This is a genomic window from Pseudoduganella lurida (genome assembly GCF_007830455.1).
Taxonomy (GTDB): domain Bacteria; phylum Pseudomonadota; class Gammaproteobacteria; order Burkholderiales; family Burkholderiaceae_D; genus Rugamonas; species Rugamonas lurida.
On the sequence record NZ_VLLB01000005.1, the window covers coordinates 118,981 to 138,693 of the forward strand.

Here is a 19,713-nt window from a genome sequence, read left to right on the forward strand (position 1 = left end):
AGTAATGCCTCGCGTAGAATGCCCGGTTTGATGCGAAGGATGGATATGGCGGAGCTGGTGGATGTGGTGGTGATCGGCGCGGGTGCGGCCGGGATGATGTGTGCGGCGGCGGCCGGGCAGCGGGGCAGGCAGGTCGTGCTGGTCGACCATGCCGGCAAGCTGGCGGAGAAGATCCGCATCTCGGGCGGCGGGCGCTGCAATTTCACCAATGTGAATACGACGCCGGCCAATTTCCTGTCCGAGAATCCGCACTTTGCCCGCAGCGCGCTGTCCCGCTACACGGCCCAGGATTTCGTGGCGCTGGTGAAGAAGTACCGCATCGCCCACCACGAGAAGCACAAGGGCCAGCTGTTCTGCGACGACTCCGCCGAGCAGATCATCGCCATGCTGAAGGCCGAGTGCGATGCCGGCCAGGTGCAGTGGCACATGCCCGTCAAGGTGGAGGAGGTGACGCAGGAGGCCGACCACTTCATCGTCCACACCAGCACCGGCCCCATCCCGACGCAGGCGGTGGTGATCGCCACCGGTGGCCTGTCGATCCCGAAGATCGGCGCGACCGACTTCGGCTACCGCATCGCCAGGCAGTTCGGCCTGGCGATCGTCGAGCCCCGTCCCGCCCTCGTGCCGCTCACCTTCGACGAGGCGCAGTGGCAGCCCTTCGTGCCGCTGGCCGGCATCTCGCTGGAAGTCGATGTCGAAACGGGCAGCCTCAAAGGTAAAAAGCCCACCGGCGCCCGCTTCCGCGAAGACCTGCTGTTCACGCACCGCGGCCTGTCCGGCCCGGCGATCCTGCAGATCTCCAGCTTCTGGCAGCCGGGCACGCCGATCACGATCAACCTGCTGCCGGAGATGGATGTTGCCGCCACCCTCATCGAAGGCAAGGGCACGATCAAGAAGCAGCTGGACAACGTGCTGTCCCAGTGGCTGCCGTCCCGGTTGGTGGATGGCCTGCTGGGGGCCCACGGCTTCCAGCCCGATGCCCGCCTGGCCGACATGCCGGATGCCCAGCTGCGCCGCCTCGGCCAGGCCATCAATGCGTGGACCGTCACGCCCAATGGGTCAGAGGGCTACCGCAAGGCCGAAGTGACCCGCGGCGGCGTCGACACGAAGGAGCTGTCCCAGCAGACGATGATGGCCAACAAGGTGCCCGGCCTGTACTTCATCGGGGAGAGCGTGGACGTGACGGGGTGGCTGGGCGGCTACAACTTCCAGTGGGCCTGGTCGTCCGGGATGGCGGCAGGGCTGGCAATCTGATATGATTCTGGTCCCCAAGGCGCCGAGGCGCTGCGGTTTCTGATGTAGCTACGCACTTTGTTGTTAGTTAGCGGGTCGACAGGTTTCGGCGTGAAGCCCGCATAAAGCCTATTGTCTGTCTGGACAAATGCTGCTAATATCGCTGTCTTCCTAAAAACCCTCTAACGGTTTGAATTTTTACATGACCACTATTCGCCTTAAAGAAAACGAGCCGTTCGAAGTCGCCATGCGCCGCTTCAAGCGCACCATCGAAAAAACCGGTCTGCTGACCGAACTGCGCGCACGCGAGTTCTACGAGAAGCCAACGGCAGAGCGCAAGCGCAAGCTGGCCGCCGCCGTGAAGCGCCACTACAAGCGCATCCGCAGCCAGCAACTGCCGAAGAAACTGTACTAATTCCGCCGCGTGGGCGGACCCGCCGATGGCGCCTCTCGCCTCCGGTCCGCCCGTGTTCGCGCCCACCCGCTCCGGCTAGTCCGCAGCGGGTTTTCCGTTTTTACGACCCACGATTCACGATCCTATTGGAAGGTGCCGCCATGAGCCTGAAAGCCCAGATTACCGACGACATGAAAGCCGCGATGCGTGCCAAGGAAGCCGGCAAGCTGAACACCATCCGCCTGATCCTCGCCGACATCAAGCGCAAGGAAGTGGACGAGCAGATCGAGCTGAACGACACGCAGGTGCTGGCCGTCGTCGAAAAGATGATCAAGCAGCGCAAGGATTCCATCACGCAGTTCGAAGCGGGCGGCCGTGCCGACCTGGCCGACATCGAAAAGGCCGAACTGGCGGTGCTGGCGGCCTACATGCCGGCCGGCCTGTCCGATGAAGAGATCGCCGCCGCGGTGAAGGCCGCCGTGGCCGAGTCCGGCGCTGCCGGTCCGCAGGACATGGGCAAGGTCATCGCCATCCTGAAGCCGCAGCTGGCTGGCCGTGCCGACATGGGCGTGGTTTCCGGCCTGGTCAAGAAAGCCCTGGCCGGCGCCTAAGCCGATGCCACCGCTGCGTGTTGAGCTGGATCAAGTGTCCAGCAAGCGCAGCGGTATAGCCTGACCTGGCATAAAGCAGCGATCCCAAACAGATGATTCCACAGTCTTTTATTTCCGACCTGCTGAACCGCGTCGACATCGTGGACGTCGTCGGCCGCTACGTGCAGCTGAAGAAGGGCGGCGCCAACTTCCAGGGCCTGTGCCCGTTCCACAACGAAAAATCCCCCAGCTTCACCGTCAGCCCGACGAAACAGTTCTATCACTGCTTCGGCTGCGGCGCGCACGGCACGGCGATCGGCTTCCTGATCGAATACTCCGGCATGGGGTTCGTCGACGCCGTGAAGGACCTGGCCCAGAACGTGGGCATGATCGTGCCGGAGGCGGATGACAAGATCCCGCCCGCCCAGCGGGCCCAGATGCAGGCGCAGAGCATGGCGCTGTCGGACGCGATGAGCACCGCCGCCGACTTTTACAAGGCGCAGCTGCGCAAGGCGCCGAACGCCATCGGTTACCTGAAAGGCCGTGGCCTGACGGGCGAGATCGCTGCCCGCTTCGCCCTCGGCTACGCGCCAGAAGGCTGGGACAACCTGAAGGCCGTGTTCCCCCAGTACGACGCCCCGGTGCTGCTCGAAGCCGGCCTCGTCATCGACAAGGTGGACGAGGAAGGCCGCTTCATCAAGCGCTACGACCGCTTCCGCGAGCGCGTCATGTTCCCGATCCGCAACACCAAGGGCCACGTCATCGCCTTCGGCGGCCGGATCATGGAGCAGGGCGAGCCAAAGTACTTGAATTCCCCGGAAACGCCTTTATTTTCAAAGGGTTCTGAACTGTATGGCCTGTTCGAGGCGCGCCAGGCGATCCGCGACGCAGGCTATGTGCTGGTGACGGAAGGCTATATGGATGTCGTCGCGCTGGCCCAGATGGGTTTCCCGCAGGCCGTGGCCACCCTCGGCACGGCCTGCACGACGATCCACGTCCAGAAACTGTTGCGCCAGACGGACAATGTGATCTTCAGCTTCGACGGCGACAAGGCCGGCCGCCGCGCTGCCCGCCGCGCGCTGGAGGCCTGCCTGCCCCACGTGGCGGACGACAAAACGCTGAAATTCCTGTTCCTGCCGCAGGAACACGATCCGGACAGCTACATCCGCGAATTCGGCGCCCCCGCGTTCGAACAGCAGGTGCACGAAGCGATGCCGCTGTCCCAGTTCCTGCTGCGCGAGGTGGCTGGCGAGCACGACCTGGACGAGCCGGAAGGCCGCGCCCGCGTGCAGTTCGACGCAAAGCCGCTGCTGCAGGCGATGACGCCGTCCGGACTGCGGCTGCAGATCGTCCGCGGCCTGGCCTCGATGACGCAGAGCACGCCCGGCGAGATCGAGGCGCTGTTCGAACTCAGCAAGCCGGTGGCCACCGCCCGCAAGGCGCCGCCGAAAACCAAGCGGCAGGAGCCGGTGGGGCTGGAGCTGAAGATCATCCGCGCCGTCGTCACGCACCCGTCGCTGGCGCTGCAGCTGGACGAGGCCGCACTGGCCGCCTTCCGCCAGTTCGGCCCCGAGCAATGCGAGCACCTGGTGCACCTGGTGCAGCTGGCGCAGGGTCTGGGCGAGCACAGCTCTTTTGCCGCGCTGGCCCAGCAACTGAAGGAACAGGGCGAGGAATACGACGCGATCATCGGCGAAATCGCCGCCGCGCCGGAACCGGATCTGGGCACGGAACAGATGTGGCTGACGGCCACCGTGCGCCAGCTGAAGCTCGATATCCTGAAAGCCGAACTGAACCAGCTGTTCGCGGCCGGATTGTCGTCGGAGGAATTGGGCGTGCGCTATCGCGAGATAACGGCAAAGCAGGAGATGTTATTGCGCGAGGAGCAGTCGGAATTGGCGAATCGTTGAATATCGCCGTCCCCGGCACCATCTGCATTATCCCCGGAAGTACGAAGCCGGGGCAGTACTTCTGGTATTGTAAAAGTGGCGTGCTATAATAAAACGCTAAGTATTTCAATACCTTGGCAAGGTTTTTCAGTTCAGGATTTGTGTTTGTTTTCAGTAAGTTGGGCTCAATGGCCGGCGCTTTGACAGCGTCTCGGCGGCAGGGTTCGAACTTGTGTAAGACGGCGCGAGTTTCTTGTCGCCCGCCAGGCGCAACAGCCTGCGTCCCACACGGTTCATGCCCCTAGCCCCATAGCGCTGTCATACAGTAGAATTTCTGCTAACCATGGTCGTTTGCCTATAAAAAATCTGGCAAACCCGGTCAGCGGATGACTGGTCGCCGCTGTGAGCGGCAGTACGTGCAGCAAGTGATAGCAGTGCCGGATGGGAGGGGCCCGAGCATCGGCCCTTACGGCATCATCCTCAAACCGTAAAGCAAGTCGTTGTGACATCGAAAGCGCCTGTGCCAGCAAAGAAACCTGAAACCCAAGCGGCTGCAAAGCCCAGCAAAGTGACCGCCCGCGCCGCGAAGACGGCCGACAAGGCAGAGACCAGCGCGGAAGCCATTGTGGACGCGGGCGATGCCGCGCGCGCCGCTGCCGCGCCGCCGGCGGTCAGTCAGACCACGGATGCCGCCACCCTGGCCGCCATCGACACGTCCGGCTACGTGCTGCCGAGCGTGAAGGTGCCGGGCCGGCGCGGCCGCAAGCCAAAGGAATTCCAGCCGGAGAACGAAGAGGTTGCCGCCCTGAACGCCGTCGAGCGCGCCGAACTGAAGGCCGTCGACAAGGCGAAGGCGAAGGACCGCAAGGCCAAGGAAAAGGCGCTGCTGAAGGATGCATTCTCGTCGGACACGGAAGCGACGGAAGAAGAGCTGGAACGCCGCCGCCAGAAGCTGAAAACGCTGATCAAGTTCGGCAAGGAGCGCGGTTTCCTCACGTACGCCGAGATCAACGACCATCTGCCTGACAACATCGTCGATCCGGAAGCGATCGAAGGCATCATCGGCACGTTCAACGACATGGGCATCGCCGTCTACGAACACGCGCCCGATGCCGAGACGCTGCTGCTGTCGGACAACGTTGCCACCGTCACCAGCGACGACGAAGCGGAAGCCGCCGCCGAGGCCGCGCTGTCCACCGTCGACTCCGATTTCGGCCGCACCACCGACCCCGTGCGCATGTACATGCGCGAAATGGGGTCCGTGGAGCTGCTCACCCGCGAAGGCGAGATCGAGATCGCGAAACGCATCGAGGACGGCCTGAAGGACATGATCCAGGCGATCTCCGCCTGCCCGGTGACGATCGCCGAGATCATCGCCACCTCCGACCGCATCCGCCACGACGAGATCAAGATCGACGAGATCGTCGACGGCCTGGTCGACGAGATCGAGGAAGCGCCGGCCCCGCCGCCGCCGCCCGCCCCGTCCGAAGATGACGACGAGGAAGAGGAAGAGGAAGAAGAGGCGGAAGAGGAAGGCGAGGAAGCCAACGCGTCCGGCGCCGCCGCCGGCTACTCGGCCGAACAGCTCGAAGCGCTGAAGAACAATGCGCTGGGCAAGTTCGACGAGATCGCCAACCAGTTCGACAAGATGCGCAAGGCCTTCGAGAAGGAAGGCTACAACTCGAAATCCTACGTGCGCGCGCAGGAAGCGATCTCGAACGAGCTGCTGAACATCCGCTTCACGGCGAAAGTCGTGGAAAAGCTGTGCGACACGCTGCGCGGCCAGGTGGACGAAGTGCGCCACATCGAGAAGCAGATCCTGGACGTGGCCGTGAACAAATGCGGCATGCCGCGCGCCCACTTCATCAAGGTCTTCCCGGGCAATGAAACGAACCTGGAATGGGTGGACGGCGAAGTGGCTGCCGGCCACGCGTACAGCGCGATCCTGGGCCGCAACATCCCGACGATCAAGGAACTGCAGCAACGCCTGATCGACCTGCAGGCCCGCGTCGTGCTGCCGCTGCCGGACCTGCGCAACATCAACCGCCAGATGGCGGCCGGTGAAATGAAGGCGCGCAAGGCGAAGCGCGAAATGACGGAGGCCAACCTGCGCCTGGTGATCTCGATCGCCAAGAAATACACCAACCGCGGCCTGCAGTTCCTCGATCTGATCCAGGAAGGCAATATCGGCCTGATGAAGGCCGTGGACAAGTTCGAATACCGCCGCGGCTACAAGTTCTCCACGTACGCCACGTGGTGGATCCGCCAGGCGATCACGCGTTCCATCGCCGACCAGGCGCGCACGATCCGGATTCCCGTGCACATGATCGAGACGATCAACAAGATGAACCGGATCAGCCGCCAGATCCTGCAGGAAACCGGCGCCGAGCCCGATCCGGCCACGCTCGCGATCAAGATGGAAATGCCGGAAGACAAAATCCGGAAGATCATGAAGATCGCCAAGGAACCGATCTCGATGGAAACGCCGATCGGCGACGACGACGACTCCCATCTGGGCGACTTCATCGAGGACAACAACACGCTGGCACCTTCGGATGCGGCACTGCATGCCTCGATGCGCGGCGTGGTGAAGGATGTGCTCGATTCCCTGACGCCGCGCGAGGCGAAGGTGCTGCGCATGCGCTTCGGCATCGAGATGTCGACCGACCACACGCTGGAAGAGGTCGGCAAGCAGTTCGACGTCACCCGCGAGCGGATCCGGCAGATCGAAGCAAAGGCGCTGCGCAAGCTGCGGCATCCTTCGCGGTCGGACAAGCTGAAGAGTTTCCTCGAAGGGAATTGAGGGCTTCGACAGGGCTGCCGTGCTCCTGACAGGCCAGCAAGTAGGCCTTGACGGCAGGCGGTCCAGACCCTATTCTGCCGTGTTCGTTGGCGGATGTTTTGCTAACGAAAATACGGCAGGATAGTGTGTCTTGTCTCAGTAATACGTTGTACGCATTCGGCGCTCGCCGGATGTTCTGGCAGTACTCTGGGCCTCTAGCTCATGCTTGGTTAGAGCAGCGGACTCATAATCCGTTGGTGCCGTGTTCGACTCACGGGAGGCCTACCAATTACGCATCGTCATGATCAATAGATTGGCTGAGTTGCACTCCAAATCTTTCAGCATTCCACCTGGTCGTGATTGCCAGGCCCGGCCGATGCAAATTTCTGACAAATCCGATCGTACGATACCCAGCGCAATACTGCGCGCGCCGAGCATCGTCAGCGCCTAAGCTGGCCGCATCAGAAGCCAGGTTTAAATGGATGACGATCCGGTCGCGATCGCGCGCAACGCCCCTTATTCCCCGCATCAGAAGGCCTGCCGCTGAGCGGTTATCTGAAAACAGGGGCCAATATGGTGGGTGGGGTTGTTCTCATTGCAGGGTCTATAGGCATTCTGTATTTCAGCGGCGGACTTTCCACCCCAGCCAGTGCCGAGGGCGTCGTATTTATAGTGACTGGAGTCGCCGTCCATTCTGCGGCCCAACATCATCCAACCAAGGATAATGAAGCATGAGCACTCTGGAAGAACTTGAATAGCTTGTTGATACACGGTCGCTATCGCCCTCCCGGTTTTGGCCCGGCGCAGGACGACGATGACGATGCACCGCAGGTGGTGTTACTGCCCGGAGACATCGCGCCATACTGGCTCAAACTCGGTCCTCGCGGCGAACACATCGGTCGTGAACCGGTGACATGGGCATTGGCAGCCGAGTTATGACCTACCGGGACGACAAACATTTTTGTGAAGTGCGCGACCGCATCCCTAAGACCCCCCACGCCAGCTCGCCGCCTGACTCTCCAGTACATCCAGAATATTCCCCAGTACCAGACTCATATCCAGCCGATGCAGCCCCCATCCCGGCTGGGCTTCGCGTAGCGCCGCCGCCGGTCCGGCAACCCGCAGTACATTCCCCTGCCGGTCCGCGACGCATTCGGCGCTGTACATGCGCTGAGGTGCGATCCAGCCCGTCCCCGACGGCGCCGGCAAATAGGGCTTGAGCATGCCGGCTCCGCCGGAAGGCGCGGCGGGATTCACGCACACGGTTTCCCCGCCCCCGCTGGCCCGCCGCCCGAACAGCCGCAACCGCGCGGCATTTCCCGCGCCATAGCTGCCCCACACATACACGCACCCCGTGTCGGTGGCCGAGCGGCACGGCCCGATGTGCGAAAACGCTTCGCCCCGCGGCGAGCCGGCGAGGAACGCGGACACGAGCTGCCGTTGCGCGGGCCGGCCATCGATTTCATGCTCGATCAGCTGGCGCAGCAGCATCGTGCCCTGGCTATGGCCGAGCAGGACCACGCCGCGGCCGTGGTTGTCGTGCGCCATGTACCAGCGCCATGCGGCCAGTACGTCCCCATACGGCACGCTCCAGTCGATGCCGGCGCGGTCCCCCATGCGCGTGCCAAGGCCGGTCAGCGTCAGCTGCCGGTACAGCGGTACGTAGAGTCGGCAGCGCGAGGCAAGGCGGCCGGCCTGCGCACGCACGGTGGTCACGATCTCCGGCGCGGCGACGGGCGCGGCATAGGTGCCCTGGTCGCGCGACGCGGTCGGATAAATGTAGAAGCAGTCGATCGAAGCATCCGGCGCCGGCACGAACGGCAGCGGCGTGCGCCGGCCGTCCGCGGACAAGGCCGTCGCATCCAGGCCCGTGGTGCACGCGGCGTCCTGGCCGGGGCGGCACAGCCAGGCGGACGGCTGGGCATAGTCCGGCGCGGCAGGGACATCGGCGCGGGCGTGCAGCGCACAGCAAAGCAGCAGCAGGGTGGCGATCATCCGTTTGGTCATATCGGTTCTCGGTTGATTAGTAACGCCGCCAGTGTGCCGCCCACCTGTTACGCAACGATGTGGAATCCCTGCCCGATTGTTACCAAACGCTGCCATCGGAACGCCGTGTAACGGTTTGTCATGGGTTTGCCGCAAACCGGTTGTGAAGCTTGCGGTAGCATGCACGCATCCCAGCCATTGAACAGAGGACCATGACCACTCCCGCCGGCCACCTTGTCGTGATCGACGACGATGCCGAGATGCGCGCGCTGCTGCAGCGCTATCTCGGCGAGAACGGCTATGCCGTGCGTGCGCTGGCGGACGGCACGGCGCTGGAGCGCGCGCTGGCGCGGCAGCCGGCCGATGTGCTGATCCTCGACGTGATGCTGCCCGGCGAGGACGGCCTGGCGATCTGCCGGCGCCTGCGCGCGGCGGGCGAGCAGACGCCCATCATCATGCTGACGGCGAAGGGCGATCCGGTCGAGCGCGTACTGGGGCTGGAGATGGGCGCGGACGATTACCTGGCCAAGCCCTTCCTGCCGCGCGAGCTGCTGGCGCGGGTGGCCGCGCTGCAGCGCCGCAACCTCAAGGCGGGCTATGTGCGGCAGGGTGGCCGGCAGCTGCGCTTCGGCCAGTTCGTGCTGGACCTCGATGCATTGAGCCTCACGCGCGAGGGCCGGCAGCTGGACATCTCCACGCGCGAATTCCGGCTGCTGGCGGCGCTGGCGCAGCAGGCCGGCCGGCCGCTGTCGCGCGCCCAGCTGATCGACCTGGCGATGGGGCGCGACGCCGGGATCACCGAGCGGGCGATCGACGTGCAGGTGGTGCGCCTGCGCCGCCTGCTGGAAGACGATCCGGCGCGGCCCCGCTGGATCCGCACGGTGTGGGGACACGGCTATGTGTTCGCCAAGGCGGACGAAGCGCCATGACGTGGCCACGCAGCCTGCTGGGCCAGACGCTGCTGTCGACGACGTTGATCGTCGTGGTGGCGCAGGCCTGCAGCCTGGTGCTGTTCTACCTGCTGGCGCTGCGGCCCGCGCTGCTGCAGGTGGCGCAGGTCACGGCGCAGAGCGTGGCGGTGCTGGCCGACACGGTGGCGCGCGTGCCGCCGGCGGAGCAGGGGATGCTGGTGCGCCGCCTGTCCGCAGGATCGGTACTGCGCATCTGGAACGGCGCGGCACCGCCGGACGACCTGGGGCCCCGTCCCCGGCCCGTCGAGCGGTTGTTCATGCGCGCGCTGGCGCGCACGCTGGCCGAGCGGGGGGCTCCGGACTGGCGCATCGACCATGCGCGGCGCCTGTGGGTGCGCGTACCGCTGGGAGAAGAGCGCTACTGGATCAGCATCCGCACCGAGCCGCCGCGCGCCACGGGGGCACTGCTGGGCAGCACCGTGGCGGCCATTCTGCTGGCGCTGGCGGCGTCGTGGCTGGTGTACCGCCGGGTACTGCGGCCCCTGCATGCGCTGAACCGGGCGACGGACAGCTATCGGCTCGGCGCACCCCTGCCGCCGCTGGACGAGGATGGGCCGCGCGAAGTGGCGCAGCTGTCGCGCAGCTTCAACGGCATGACGCGGCGGCTGGCGCAGGCCGATGCCGACCGCGCCATCGTGCTGGCGGGGATTTCGCATGACGTGCGCACGCCGCTCGCGAAACTGAAGCTGGCGCTGGCCATTATGCGGCACGAGGACGAAGCCCTGCGCGACAGCGCGCAGCGCCAGGTGGACGCGATCGATCGCATCCTGTCCCAGTTCATGGCGTTCGCGCGCGGCTTCCAGGCGGAGGCCATCGCGCTGGCCGACCCGAACGCGTTGCTCGAGGAGCTGGCGGCGGATCCGGAGCGGGACATCCGCGTGCTGCCCCTGCAGCCGTCCGTGCTGCTGCGCTGCCGTCCGGAGGCGCTGCGCCGGGCGATGGGCAACCTGCTGGAGAACGCGCTCACATATGGCAACGAGCCGGTGCAGCTGTCCGCGCAGGCCACGGCAACGGAGCTGTACCTGGCGGTGCGGGATCATGGCGGCGGTGTGCCCGCCGTGCTGTTGTCCACGCTCGCCGAGCCGTTCGTGCGCGGCGATCCGGCCCGCGGCCAGGCCGGCGGTAGCGGGGGGACCGGGCTCGGGCTGGCCATCGCCGAGCGCGTGGCGCAACTGCATTGCGGGAGGCTGCTGCTGGAAAATCTCCCGGATGGATTCCGGGCTACCCTGGTGCTGCCGGCGGCCATCGCTAACGCCGTCCAGGTCCCGGGAACAGCATCGACCACCACGGAGCCACATCGCCCGCTGCGCTGATCAAGGCCTGAATCATGTGCGGCGTGATCTCCACCACGGAGTCGCCCAATGCCGGTCTCGTTCAAACAGAACCAAGAGCGCGCGGCGGAACCACATTCATCCCTGGCGCTAGCGGCGACGGGTACTGCGAGCACCCACCCTGACCGCATCGAAGAACCACCCTTTCCAGTGGATTACCAACCGGTCCGGGCCGCGGACAAATGCGATCGTGCAGCCAAGCTGGACCACAGTAACGGGATTCGGCAAATGGATATCGTCGTTGCTGGCATGGGCTTGCTCTCTCAAATAAAGACGAGGCTCGACGCTCATTGCTGCGAGGGAGGGCGGTAGACAGACGTCTTTGCCAAATTGCACTCCGCTTCTGCTGATCGTGAAAACCTTGCCGACGAGAAGCTGCACCTCATTTTCGTCGAGCGCGGTAATCTCCGATGAGTCCAGCGGAACGGTCAGGCGCCACTTACCGAGCACGTCTTTGCTTTCGTCTGCGGCTTGCACAGGAAGTGCAAAAAGCGCGGCAATGATTGTAGCGGTCCCGATGAAGCTGACTCTGCGGGCTGCCGGCTGCAGCCTGGGGAAGCGAAGGAACATTGGTTGGCTCCTATTCACTGGTGGCTTCGAAAGGCTGCTTGGCTTCGGCACGAAAAGGCGCGCTTTCTTCTTTGCGACGTGCAATCAGTCCGGGCGCAACAACTTTCTTTTTTTTGCCGCGGACGACTACCGACACTTTTATGAGCCTTGAAATGTTGTCGGCAGCGCCCGCGAAATCGCCGCGGTTCACGTACCGGAACGTGTCACTTGCTCCCGAGACGCCAGTGTTGTAAGTCAGGCTGCAAAGGGCATCGAATTGCGCCTGGTTTAGCGGCGTCGAAACGTTATCGCGAACGCCCCTTTCAGCCTCAGCTACCCGTCTTTCGAATTCCATCGCCACTTGTGTAGCACTGACCGTTCTGCCCAACTCTTCGATACTGCACACGCCTCTATGCGCAAGTATCCCGGCGCCCCAAGTACAGTGTCCTTTGTTCTTCCCCATGTCGTTGTAATAGCGGTAGACGTCCTGCTCGCGAGCGCGCATTCTGGCTCTCGCTGTTGGACTCATGCGCATGCTTGCGACCTCTTTACTCGGAAGAGCGGGGGGGGGCGTGTCGTGGAATGACCTTTGCCAGTCATGCTCATCTCCTCAATGTTGGGGAGAACCAATCTAGCACCGGAGCCACGGTCAGTTGTTGCGATCAAGCGAACCCTGGCGTATGACTTGTGAACGGAGAATTGGCTGGCCTGGCTTGCAGATGGGCGTCCTGCAGAAGAAAGAACGCCAATCGATAGAGGTACGGGAGCAGGATGAAATCCGAAAGTCGAACCCCACCGCACTCGCCTTCATGGAGTTATACCGCACCATCAGTGCTCAATCTGTGGGCGTTTATTCAACTGCAAATAGTAACGCGAAGAGAGCATCTCTCGTGCTCCAACGATGTTACAGGAAGCCAGATTTTCACATGGGCAGAGAAAATTGCTGGCGAATACCGGCTGGACCGGCTACCTAATGCTTTTGGCGGACGGCTCCGCCATCTCGGGTTTGATCGGATATTCGATGAGCATCATCGCGCGGGCCGCATGGTAAAACCGCCCGCGCGGGTGTTTATTTCTTGCGCCCGCCATCCTGCAATACATCCTTCCTGAACCAGTCCTCCAGCATCTGCCGCTCGTACCCATACAGATCGGTCTTGTACATATTGATCCCCATCTGGTAATTCGGATTGGCCAGCTTTTCCTCGCCGCTCCTCAGCACCTGCCCATCCTGCTCCAGGCTATAACGCAACGTCATGCGCGGCCAGTCGGCCCGGCCCTTCATGATCCGCACATCCTGGATCGGTACGCGGGGAAAAACATCTCCCGCCAGGTCAATATCGAGAAACTCGACCTTCAGATCCTGTCCGGCCGGCAGATCCTTGCCCAGCTTCTCCAAGTGCTCCTTGAAAATCCACTCCATCGATTCCCGGTCGCTCACGAAGCGGGGCACATCGGTCATCTTTTCCGTATTGACGTACGTAACAGTCACCGCAGCAGACGCTGAAGCGCCCGCGACGAGCAGAGCAAGCGCCGCCCCGGTTTTGCGTAACAACGTGTTCATGGCAGTCCCCTCAATATGAAGTCTTATCGGTTGCTCTTGAATATACGCCCAATCGGTCACGCTTCAAGCCCGCGTGGAAACGGCACGTCCCGCCGCCCCAGCGGACGCTTCGTAGAACTGTGCAGGAGACAAAAACGCAACTAACCGGATGAAAGTGGGAGGAGAGTGGTTTCAGCGCCGCGTCGGCACGAACCGCACGAGGTAGACAGTGACGCCGAGCCCGATCAGCACCAGCATCGCAGCCAGGGAAGGGCTACCGACTCTGACCATCGAATACCCCATCGACCCCCACATGAACAGCAGGATGACGACCTTCCCGCGCACCGGCAAGCCGCGCCCATCCTCCCAGTCCCGCAGGTACTTGCCGAACACGGGATTGGTGCGCAGCCAGTTATGCATGCGCACGGACCCGCGGGCGAAGCAGGCGGAGGCCAGCAGCAGGAAAGGCGTCGTCGGCAGCAGCGGCAGGAAGATGCCGAGCACGCCCAGCACCACGGCCAGCACACCGACCACGTTGTAGAGAAATCGCATCCGGCGATCGTACCATCGCCTTGCCATCTGGCTGGCAAGCGGGACGGCACACGACGGGAAGGGCACATGCCCCGGCAGCAGGAAAGATGCACTGCCTTTCTTTTTTATCGTGCCGATTGATGAATCCTGCGCATGAACCCATGCGCCCCAACAGTGTTTATCTTTATAAGGTTATGCACTTATCATGACTCCAGGTTCCCCTGCCGGCCAAGAGCCGGCATCGCGCATTTGGGCCTTTGGGACCATCCCATCCACCAGCCTAAGGATCACCATGCAAGACATCAATCAAACCCGGCGCGACGTCATGATCGCCGGCGCGCTGACGGCCACCGCGGCCGCCGTGCCTGGCATGGCCGGCGCACAGCCCGGACCAGCCAACGCCAACAACAACAGTACGGCGGAAGCCCCGAAACCACCCGTCACGGCCAACGTCACGCTGAAGGTCAACGGCCAGGAGCACACGGTGGCCGTCGATACGCGCACCACGCTGCTGGACCTGCTGCGCGAGCAGATGCACCTGACCGGCACCAAGAAGGGCTGCGACCATGGCCAGTGCGGCGCCTGCACCGTCATCGTCGACGGCCGCCGCATCAACTCCTGCCTGTCGCTGGCCGTGATGCACAACGCCTCGGAAGTCACGACCATCGAAGGTCTCGGCACGCCGGACAAGATGCACCCGATGCAGACCGCCTTCGTCAAGCACGATGGCTACCAGTGCGGCTACTGTACGCCCGGCCAGATCTGTTCGGCCGTCTCCGTCATCAATGAGATCAAGCAGGGCATCCCGAGCCACGTGACGGGCGACATCACCAAGGCACCGCTGCTGACGGAAGCGGAAATCCGCGAGCGCATGAGCGGCAATATCTGTCGCTGCGGCGCCTACTCGAACATCGTCGATGCGATCGTCGAAGTGTCCGGGAGGCCCGCATGAAGGTCTTTACCTACGAGAAGCCGAAGACGCCGGCCGAAGCGGCAGCCGCCGTCGCCCGCGTTCCTGGCGCGCGCTTCATCGCCGGCGGCACGAACCTGCTGGACCTGATGAAGCTGGAGATCGAAACGCCGCCGCACCTGGTGGACGTGAACGGCCTGAAGCTCGACACGATCGAGGCCACCCGCGAAGGCGGCCTGCGCATCGGCGCGCTGGTGCGCAACACGGACCTGGCGTCGGACCAGCGCGTGCGCCGCGACTACGGCGTGCTGTCCCGCGCGCTGCTGGCCGGCGCATCGCAGCAGCTGCGCAACAAGGCAACCACTGCCGGCAACCTGCTGCAGCGCACCCGCTGCCCGTATTTCTACGACACGAACCAGCCCTGCAACAAGCGCAAACCTGGCAGCGGCTGCACGGCGATCGGCGGCTTCACCCGTCATAACGCCATCGTCGGTGTCAGCGATGCCTGCATCGCCACGCACCCGAGCGACATGGCCGTGGCAATGGCCGTGCTGGATGCCGCCGTCGAGACGGTGCAGCCGAACGGCACCACGCGCGTCATCCCGATCGCGGACTTCCACAAGCTGCCGGGGAACACGCCGCACATCGAGAACGCGCTGCTGCCGGGTGAGCTGATCACCGCCGTCACGCTGCCGAAACCGATCGGCGGCACGCATATCTACCGCAAGGTGCGCGACCGTTCGTCGTATGCGTTCGCGCTGGTCTCCGTCGCTGCCGTCGTGCAGGCCGATGGTACCGGCCGCGTGGCACTGGGCGGCGTTGCCCACAAGCCGTGGCGCATGCCGTCGGCGGAACAGCACCTGCCGCATGGCGCGAAGGCCACGGCCGACGCACTGCTGGCCGACGCGAAGCCGCAGCACGACAACGCGTTCAAGGTTCCCCTCGTCCAGCGCACGCTGGCCGGCGTCCTCGCCGAAGCCAAGAAAGGATGATGCGATGAAGTTCACCACGCCCGCCACCACCAACCCGATCGACCAGCTGAAGGTCGTCGGCAAACCGACGGACCGCGTCGACGGTCCCAATAAAACCACCGGCACGGCGCGCTATGCGTACGAGCGCCACGATGTCGCACCGAATGCCGCGTACGGCTACATCGTGGGCGCCAGCGTCGCCAAGGCCATCATCAAGTCGATCGACATCTCGGCCGCGCGCGGTGCGCCCGGCGTGCTGGGCGTCGTCACGTACGAGAACGCCGGCAAGCTGGAAAAGGGCAGCAAGAACACCGCCAGGCTGCTGGCCGGCCCGGAAGTGCAGCACTATCACCAGGCCGTGGCGCTGGTCGTCGCCGAAACGTTCGAGCAGGCCCGCGCGGCTGCCGCGCTGGTGAAGGTGGAATACTCGCCGATCAGCGGCAGCTATGACCTGGCCAAGGAAATGGCGGCCGCCAAGACGCCGAAGAAGGACGAGAAGCCGGCCACGAAAGTGGGCGATTTCGATGGCGCCTTCGCCAGCGCACCCGTGAAGCTGGACGCCACCTACACCACGCCGGACGAATCGCACGCGATGATGGAACCGCATGCCTCGATCGCGCAGTGGAACGGCGACAAGCTCACCGTGTGGACCGCCAACCAGATGATCGACTGGGGCGTCTCCGACATGGCGCAGACGCTCGGCATCAAGAAGGAGAAGGTCCGCTTCGTGTCGCCGTACATCGGCGGCGGCTTCGGCGGCAAGCTGTTCCTGCGTGCCGAAGCCGTGCTGGCCGCGCTGGGTGCCAAGCAGACCGGCCGCGCCGTCAAGGTGGCCCTGCAACGCCCGCTGATGATCAACAACACCACGCACCGTCCCGCCACGATCCAGCGCATCCGCATCGGCGCCACGCGCGAAGGCCGCATCACGGCGATCGCGCATGAAAGCTGGTCCGGCGACCTGCCGGGCGGCCAGCCGGAAACGGCCGTCAACCAGACGCGCCTGCTGTACGCGGGCCCGAACCGCCTGACGCACATGCGCCTGGCGGAGCTCGATCTGCCGGAAGGGAACGCCATGCGCGCGCCCGGCGAGGCACCGGGCATGATGGCGCTGGAAATCGCGATGGACGAACTGGCCGAGAAGCTGAAGATGGATCCGGTCACGCTCCGTATCATCAACGACACCACCGTCGATCCGGAAAAGCGCACGCGCAAGTTCTCGCAGCGCCGCTACGTGGAATGCCTGCGCACCGGTGCCGAGCGCTTCGGCTGGAGCAAGCGCAATGCGGAACCTGCCAAGGTGCGCGAAGGCCGCTGGCTGGTCGGCTACGGCGTGGCTTCCGCCTTCCGCAACAACATCGTCATGAAGTCGGGCGCCCGCGTGCGCCTCGACAGCAAAGGCATGGTCACGGTCGAAACGGACATGACGGACATCGGTACCGGCACCTACACCATCATCGCGCAGACGGCTGCCGAGATGATGGGCGTGACGCTGGACAAGGTGGTCGTCAAGCTGGGCGACTCGGACTATCCCGTGTCCGCCGGTTCGGGCGGGCAGTGGGGCGGCAACAGCTCCACCGCTGGCGTGTATGCGGCCTGCATGAAGCTGCGCGAAGCCGTCACGAAGAAACTGGGCCTGGCGGCCGATGCGGAGTTCGCCGATGGCACCGTGAAGGCGGGCGGCAAGTCGGTCGCGCTGCATGAAGCAGCCAACGGCGGCGAGCTGGTGGTCGAGGACAAGATGGAGTACGGCGACCTCGACAAGAAATTCCAGCAGTCGACGTTCGGCGCCCACTTCGTGGAAGTGGCGGTCGATGCATACACTGGCGAAGTGCGCCTGCGCCGCATGCTGGCCGTCTGCGCGGCCGGCCGTATCCTGAACCCGAAGGCGGCGCGCAGCCAGGTGATCGGCGCGATGACGATGGGTGCCGGCGCGGCGCTGATGGAAGAGCTGGTGGTCGACGAGCGCGTGGGCTTCTTCGTCAACCACGACCTGGCCAGCTACGAGGTACCGGTGCATGCCGACATCCCGCACCAGGACGTGGTGTTCCTCGACGAGACCGACCCGATGTCGTCGCCGATGAAGGCGAAGGGCGTGGGCGAGCTGGGGATCTGCGGCGTCGCCGCGGCGATCGCCAACGCGATCTACAACGCCACCGGCGTGCGGGTGCGCGAGTATCCGGTCACGCTCGATAAACTGATCGAGAAGATGCCGCAGGTGGCTTGAGCATCCTGCGGTGGATGAAAGCGGCGCATTGATTGCGCCGCTTTTTTTTTGGTTTTCTCATCCGGCACCGAAACTGTCGTAGAGTTATGCATGCGGCCCGGCCCATGGCGCGCCGCCTCCAACACTATCGATACGAAAGGCACCGCACCGCATGAAGACCTCCGCTGCCCTGCTGTTCTCCGCCATGCTCTCCGCCCTGTTCTCCGTCTCGTCGCATGCCGCCGCGCAGGCCGCGCCCACCGAAACCGAGGCGATCGCCGCGGCCAGGGAAGCGGCGCAAACCTGGCTGGCGCTGGTCGACGCGAACCAGTACGCGCAATCGTGGCAGCAGGCCGCGGCGCCGCTGCGCAACGCCATCAGCACGGCGCAGTGGGAAAAGGATGCGCGCAATGTGCGCCTGCCGTTCGGCGCATTCCAGGGCCGCGAAGTGACCTCCGCCACGTATTCCACCACGATGCCCGGCGTCCCGAAGGGGAGCTTCGTGGTGATCAAGTACGCGAGCCGCTTCGCCGATCGCGCGAATGCCGTCGAGACGGTCACGCCGATGCTGGAACCGGACGGACAGTGGCGCGTGTCCGGCTACTTCATCCGCTGACGACAAAACGGGGAAAAACGGGGGACATCGTGCGCAAACCGAACCAACTGGCGTGGACGGGCGCGCGGCACGACTTCCCCGGCACCACCTACATCCATCCCTACGGCTACTTCGGCGGCATCACGTCCGAACTGGAATTCGAGGACGACACGCGCACGCTGTTCCTGATCGACTGCAACCAGTGGCCGCCCGCGGAAGTGGATTTGTCGGAACTCCGGCCGGACGTGGACGGCGCCAACCTGCTGCTGGTCGGTGCCGAGGGCGAACGGCGCTACTGGCGCCGGCTGCTGCAGGAAGGGGCGCCTGGCACCGGCGACGTGTTCCAGTATGAGGTCTCGACCGGCGCGCACTTCGAAAACCTCGGCCCGCCGGTGCGCGGCGATTTCCATCACCTCGACTGCATCGTGGACGCGGGCGTGCTGTATGGCCTGCACCGGGTGGACGACAGCGCCGACTGGCCGGTGCGCCGCTGCGTGGCGCGGATCGATGGCGCCGGCGTCACCACGGTCCTCGTGCCCGGCCAGGACGTGGTGCTGACCGGTCTCGGTCCCGGCCGCATACTGGTCAGCGCGAGCAACCAGCACATGGCGTCGCTCGACGAAGCCGTGTACTGGCTGTGGGACGAGGGCAGGGCGGAAGCCCTGACCGGCCCCCATCGCTATCCGGCCATTCCCGTGCAACCCTACGAAGCGCTGGCCTGGCTGGGTGGCGACGGGATCCTGTTCTGTTCGAAGACGAGCGTGCCGCACGAGCACAATATCGTCGGCCATGAGCACACGCTGCAGCTGCACCGCTTCGACGTGCTGACCGGCGCGCACGCGGCCGCGGCGCTGGAAGGCTTCGGCAGCACGCTGAAGGTTCCCACCACGATCTACAAGACCGAGCCGCGCCAGACTGCCCTGCTGCAAAGCTTCGAGGGCAAGATCGATATCGTCGCCGGCGGTGCCGGCTGGTGGATCCTGAACTACGGCACGCAGATGCCGGGCAAGAAAACGGTGTGCTGGCTGTGGCACCAGCACACCAACGCCGTCGTGAAGATCATGGCCAGCGACCTGCCGGGACTGGACGTGCTGGCGGTGCTCTACGCCCCCGGTATCGACCGCTACTTGGTATCCGTGCCGAACGCGATCCTGCAGCTCGCCGGCATCGATGCGATCACTGAAAAGCAAGGCACCGCCACGCTGTCATGGACGTGAATCACGCGTGCGTCATGGCGG

Annotated in this window: 17 protein-coding genes and 1 tRNA gene; 13 read left to right on the plus strand and 5 right to left on the minus strand. The window is 64.3% G+C overall.

Annotation, left to right across the window (positions count from 1 at the left end; genetic code table 11):
• Positions 1-45: 45 nt before the first annotated feature.
• The 6 genes from IP91_RS15335 to IP91_RS15360 all read left to right on the plus strand — a co-directional run bounded on the left by IP91_RS15335 (position 46) and on the right by IP91_RS15360 (position 7,176).
• Entirely contained in the window at positions 46-1,254 is a 1,209-nt protein-coding gene (locus IP91_RS15335; protein ID WP_145649957.1) for a BaiN/RdsA family NAD(P)/FAD-dependent oxidoreductase, read from the plus strand.
• Between the two features lie 181 nt (positions 1,255-1,435).
• Positions 1,436-1,648, plus strand: coding sequence for a 30S ribosomal protein S21 (gene rpsU / locus IP91_RS15340; RefSeq protein WP_005665410.1), 213 nt, complete (start codon positions 1,436-1,438; stop codon positions 1,646-1,648).
• 140 nt (positions 1,649-1,788) lie between these two features.
• Positions 1,789-2,238 carry a GatB/YqeY domain-containing protein gene (locus tag IP91_RS15345; protein WP_145649958.1) on the plus strand — a complete coding sequence of 150 codons (450 nt, stop codon included), beginning with the start codon at positions 1,789-1,791 and terminating at the stop codon, positions 2,236-2,238.
• Between the two features lie 92 nt (positions 2,239-2,330).
• The gene (gene dnaG, locus IP91_RS15350; RefSeq protein WP_145649959.1) at positions 2,331-4,127 is read left to right on the plus strand and encodes a DNA primase; all 1,797 of its coding nucleotides are present in this window, start codon (positions 2,331-2,333) and stop codon (positions 4,125-4,127) included.
• A gap of 499 nt (positions 4,128-4,626) precedes the next feature.
• The gene (gene rpoD, locus IP91_RS15355) at positions 4,627-6,909 is read left to right on the plus strand and encodes an RNA polymerase sigma factor RpoD (RefSeq protein WP_145649960.1); all 2,283 of its coding nucleotides are present in this window, start codon (positions 4,627-4,629) and stop codon (positions 6,907-6,909) included.
• Positions 6,910-7,097: 188 nt separating this feature from the next.
• Positions 7,098-7,176: transfer RNA gene (locus tag IP91_RS15360), tRNA-Ile, on the plus strand.
• 696 nt (positions 7,177-7,872) lie between these two features.
• Here the strand turns inward: IP91_RS15360 and IP91_RS15365 are convergent.
• A complete protein-coding gene (locus IP91_RS15365) occupies positions 7,873-8,895 on the minus strand; it encodes a DUF3089 domain-containing protein (protein WP_158643153.1) in 1,023 nt (340 codons plus the stop codon).
• Between the two features lie 191 nt (positions 8,896-9,086).
• Between IP91_RS15365 and IP91_RS15370 the strand changes: the two genes are divergently transcribed.
• Together IP91_RS15370 and IP91_RS15375 are read left to right on the plus strand one after the other, a co-directional pair.
• Positions 9,087-9,803 (plus strand): response regulator, encoded by a 717-nt coding sequence (locus IP91_RS15370; protein ID WP_145649962.1) that lies wholly within the window; start codon positions 9,087-9,089, stop codon positions 9,801-9,803.
• Positions 9,800-11,158, plus strand: a complete 1,359-nt coding sequence (locus IP91_RS15375) for an ATP-binding protein (RefSeq protein ID WP_145649963.1) — start codon at positions 9,800-9,802, stop codon at positions 11,156-11,158. Before IP91_RS15370 ends, IP91_RS15375 begins: the two co-directional genes overlap by 4 nt.
• Positions 11,159-11,266: 108 nt before the next feature.
• On the opposite strand, the gene IP91_RS15380 is transcribed toward IP91_RS15375, so the two are convergent.
• The 4 genes from IP91_RS15380 to IP91_RS15395 form a co-directional block, all read right to left on the minus strand.
• Positions 11,267-11,746, minus strand: a complete 480-nt coding sequence (locus IP91_RS15380; RefSeq protein WP_145649964.1) for a hypothetical protein — start codon at positions 11,744-11,746, stop codon at positions 11,267-11,269.
• Between the two features lie 10 nt (positions 11,747-11,756).
• Positions 11,757-12,230 carry a lysozyme gene (locus IP91_RS15385; RefSeq protein WP_229474482.1) on the minus strand — a complete coding sequence of 158 codons (474 nt, stop codon included), beginning with the start codon at positions 12,228-12,230 and terminating at the stop codon, positions 11,757-11,759.
• 564 nt (positions 12,231-12,794) lie between these two features.
• Positions 12,795-13,286, minus strand: a complete 492-nt coding sequence (locus IP91_RS15390; protein ID WP_145649966.1) for a DUF3016 domain-containing protein — start codon at positions 13,284-13,286, stop codon at positions 12,795-12,797.
• Between the two features lie 171 nt (positions 13,287-13,457).
• Complete coding sequence (locus IP91_RS15395) at positions 13,458-13,817, minus strand: YbaN family protein (RefSeq protein WP_145649967.1); 360 nt, start codon at positions 13,815-13,817, stop codon at positions 13,458-13,460.
• A gap of 271 nt (positions 13,818-14,088) precedes the next feature.
• Between IP91_RS15395 and paoA the strand changes: the two genes are divergently transcribed.
• From paoA to IP91_RS15420, 5 genes are all read left to right on the plus strand, one after another.
• Positions 14,089-14,748 (plus strand): aldehyde dehydrogenase iron-sulfur subunit PaoA, encoded by a 660-nt coding sequence (paoA, locus tag IP91_RS15400; RefSeq protein ID WP_145649968.1) that lies wholly within the window; start codon positions 14,089-14,091, stop codon positions 14,746-14,748.
• On the plus strand, positions 14,745-15,698 hold the full coding sequence (locus IP91_RS15405; RefSeq protein ID WP_145649969.1) for an FAD binding domain-containing protein: 954 nt from the start codon (positions 14,745-14,747) through the stop codon (positions 15,696-15,698). The genes paoA and IP91_RS15405 overlap by 4 nt, the downstream gene beginning before the upstream one ends.
• Positions 15,699-15,702: 4 nt before the next feature.
• Positions 15,703-17,901: an aldehyde oxidoreductase molybdenum-binding subunit PaoC gene (gene paoC / locus IP91_RS15410; protein ID WP_145649970.1), complete on the plus strand. Its 2,199-nt coding sequence runs from the start codon at positions 15,703-15,705 to the stop codon at positions 17,899-17,901.
• Between the two features lie 151 nt (positions 17,902-18,052).
• Positions 18,053-18,496, plus strand: coding sequence for a DUF4019 domain-containing protein (locus IP91_RS15415; protein ID WP_145649971.1), 444 nt, complete (start codon positions 18,053-18,055; stop codon positions 18,494-18,496).
• A gap of 29 nt (positions 18,497-18,525) precedes the next feature.
• On the plus strand, positions 18,526-19,692 hold the full coding sequence (locus IP91_RS15420; protein ID WP_145649972.1) for a hypothetical protein: 1,167 nt from the start codon (positions 18,526-18,528) through the stop codon (positions 19,690-19,692).
• Positions 19,693-19,713: the final 21 nt, after the last annotated feature.

Excerpts from the sequence above, each read along its gene's own strand:
- IP91_RS15405 (WP_145649969.1), top strand. The coding sequence starts at position 14,745 with ATGAAGGTCTTTACCTACGAGAAGCCGAAGACGCCGGCCGAAGCGGCA.
- IP91_RS15380 (WP_145649964.1), bottom strand. The coding sequence starts at position 11,746 with ATGTTCCTTCGCTTCCCCAGGCTGCAGCCGGCAGCCCGCAGAGTCAGC.
- dnaG (WP_145649959.1), top strand. The coding sequence starts at position 2,331 with ATGATTCCACAGTCTTTTATTTCCGACCTGCTGAACCGCGTCGACATC.
- IP91_RS15415 (WP_145649971.1), top strand. The coding sequence starts at position 18,053 with ATGAAGACCTCCGCTGCCCTGCTGTTCTCCGCCATGCTCTCCGCCCTG.
- IP91_RS15345 (WP_145649958.1), top strand. The coding sequence starts at position 1,789 with ATGAGCCTGAAAGCCCAGATTACCGACGACATGAAAGCCGCGATGCGT.
- paoC (WP_145649970.1), top strand. The coding sequence starts at position 15,703 with ATGAAGTTCACCACGCCCGCCACCACCAACCCGATCGACCAGCTGAAG.
- IP91_RS15375 (WP_145649963.1), top strand. The coding sequence starts at position 9,800 with ATGACGTGGCCACGCAGCCTGCTGGGCCAGACGCTGCTGTCGACGACG.
- IP91_RS15385 (WP_229474482.1), bottom strand. The coding sequence starts at position 12,230 with ATGCGCGCTCGCGAGCAGGACGTCTACCGCTATTACAACGACATGGGG.
- IP91_RS15335 (WP_145649957.1), top strand. The coding sequence starts at position 46 with ATGGCGGAGCTGGTGGATGTGGTGGTGATCGGCGCGGGTGCGGCCGGG.
- IP91_RS15365 (WP_158643153.1), bottom strand. The coding sequence starts at position 8,895 with ATGACCAAACGGATGATCGCCACCCTGCTGCTGCTTTGCTGTGCGCTG.
- rpsU (WP_005665410.1), top strand. The coding sequence starts at position 1,436 with ATGACCACTATTCGCCTTAAAGAAAACGAGCCGTTCGAAGTCGCCATG.
- IP91_RS15395 (WP_145649967.1), bottom strand. The coding sequence starts at position 13,817 with ATGCGATTTCTCTACAACGTGGTCGGTGTGCTGGCCGTGGTGCTGGGC.
- IP91_RS15390 (WP_145649966.1), bottom strand. The coding sequence starts at position 13,286 with ATGAACACGTTGTTACGCAAAACCGGGGCGGCGCTTGCTCTGCTCGTC.
- paoA (WP_145649968.1), top strand. The coding sequence starts at position 14,089 with ATGCAAGACATCAATCAAACCCGGCGCGACGTCATGATCGCCGGCGCG.
- IP91_RS15370 (WP_145649962.1), top strand. The coding sequence starts at position 9,087 with ATGACCACTCCCGCCGGCCACCTTGTCGTGATCGACGACGATGCCGAG.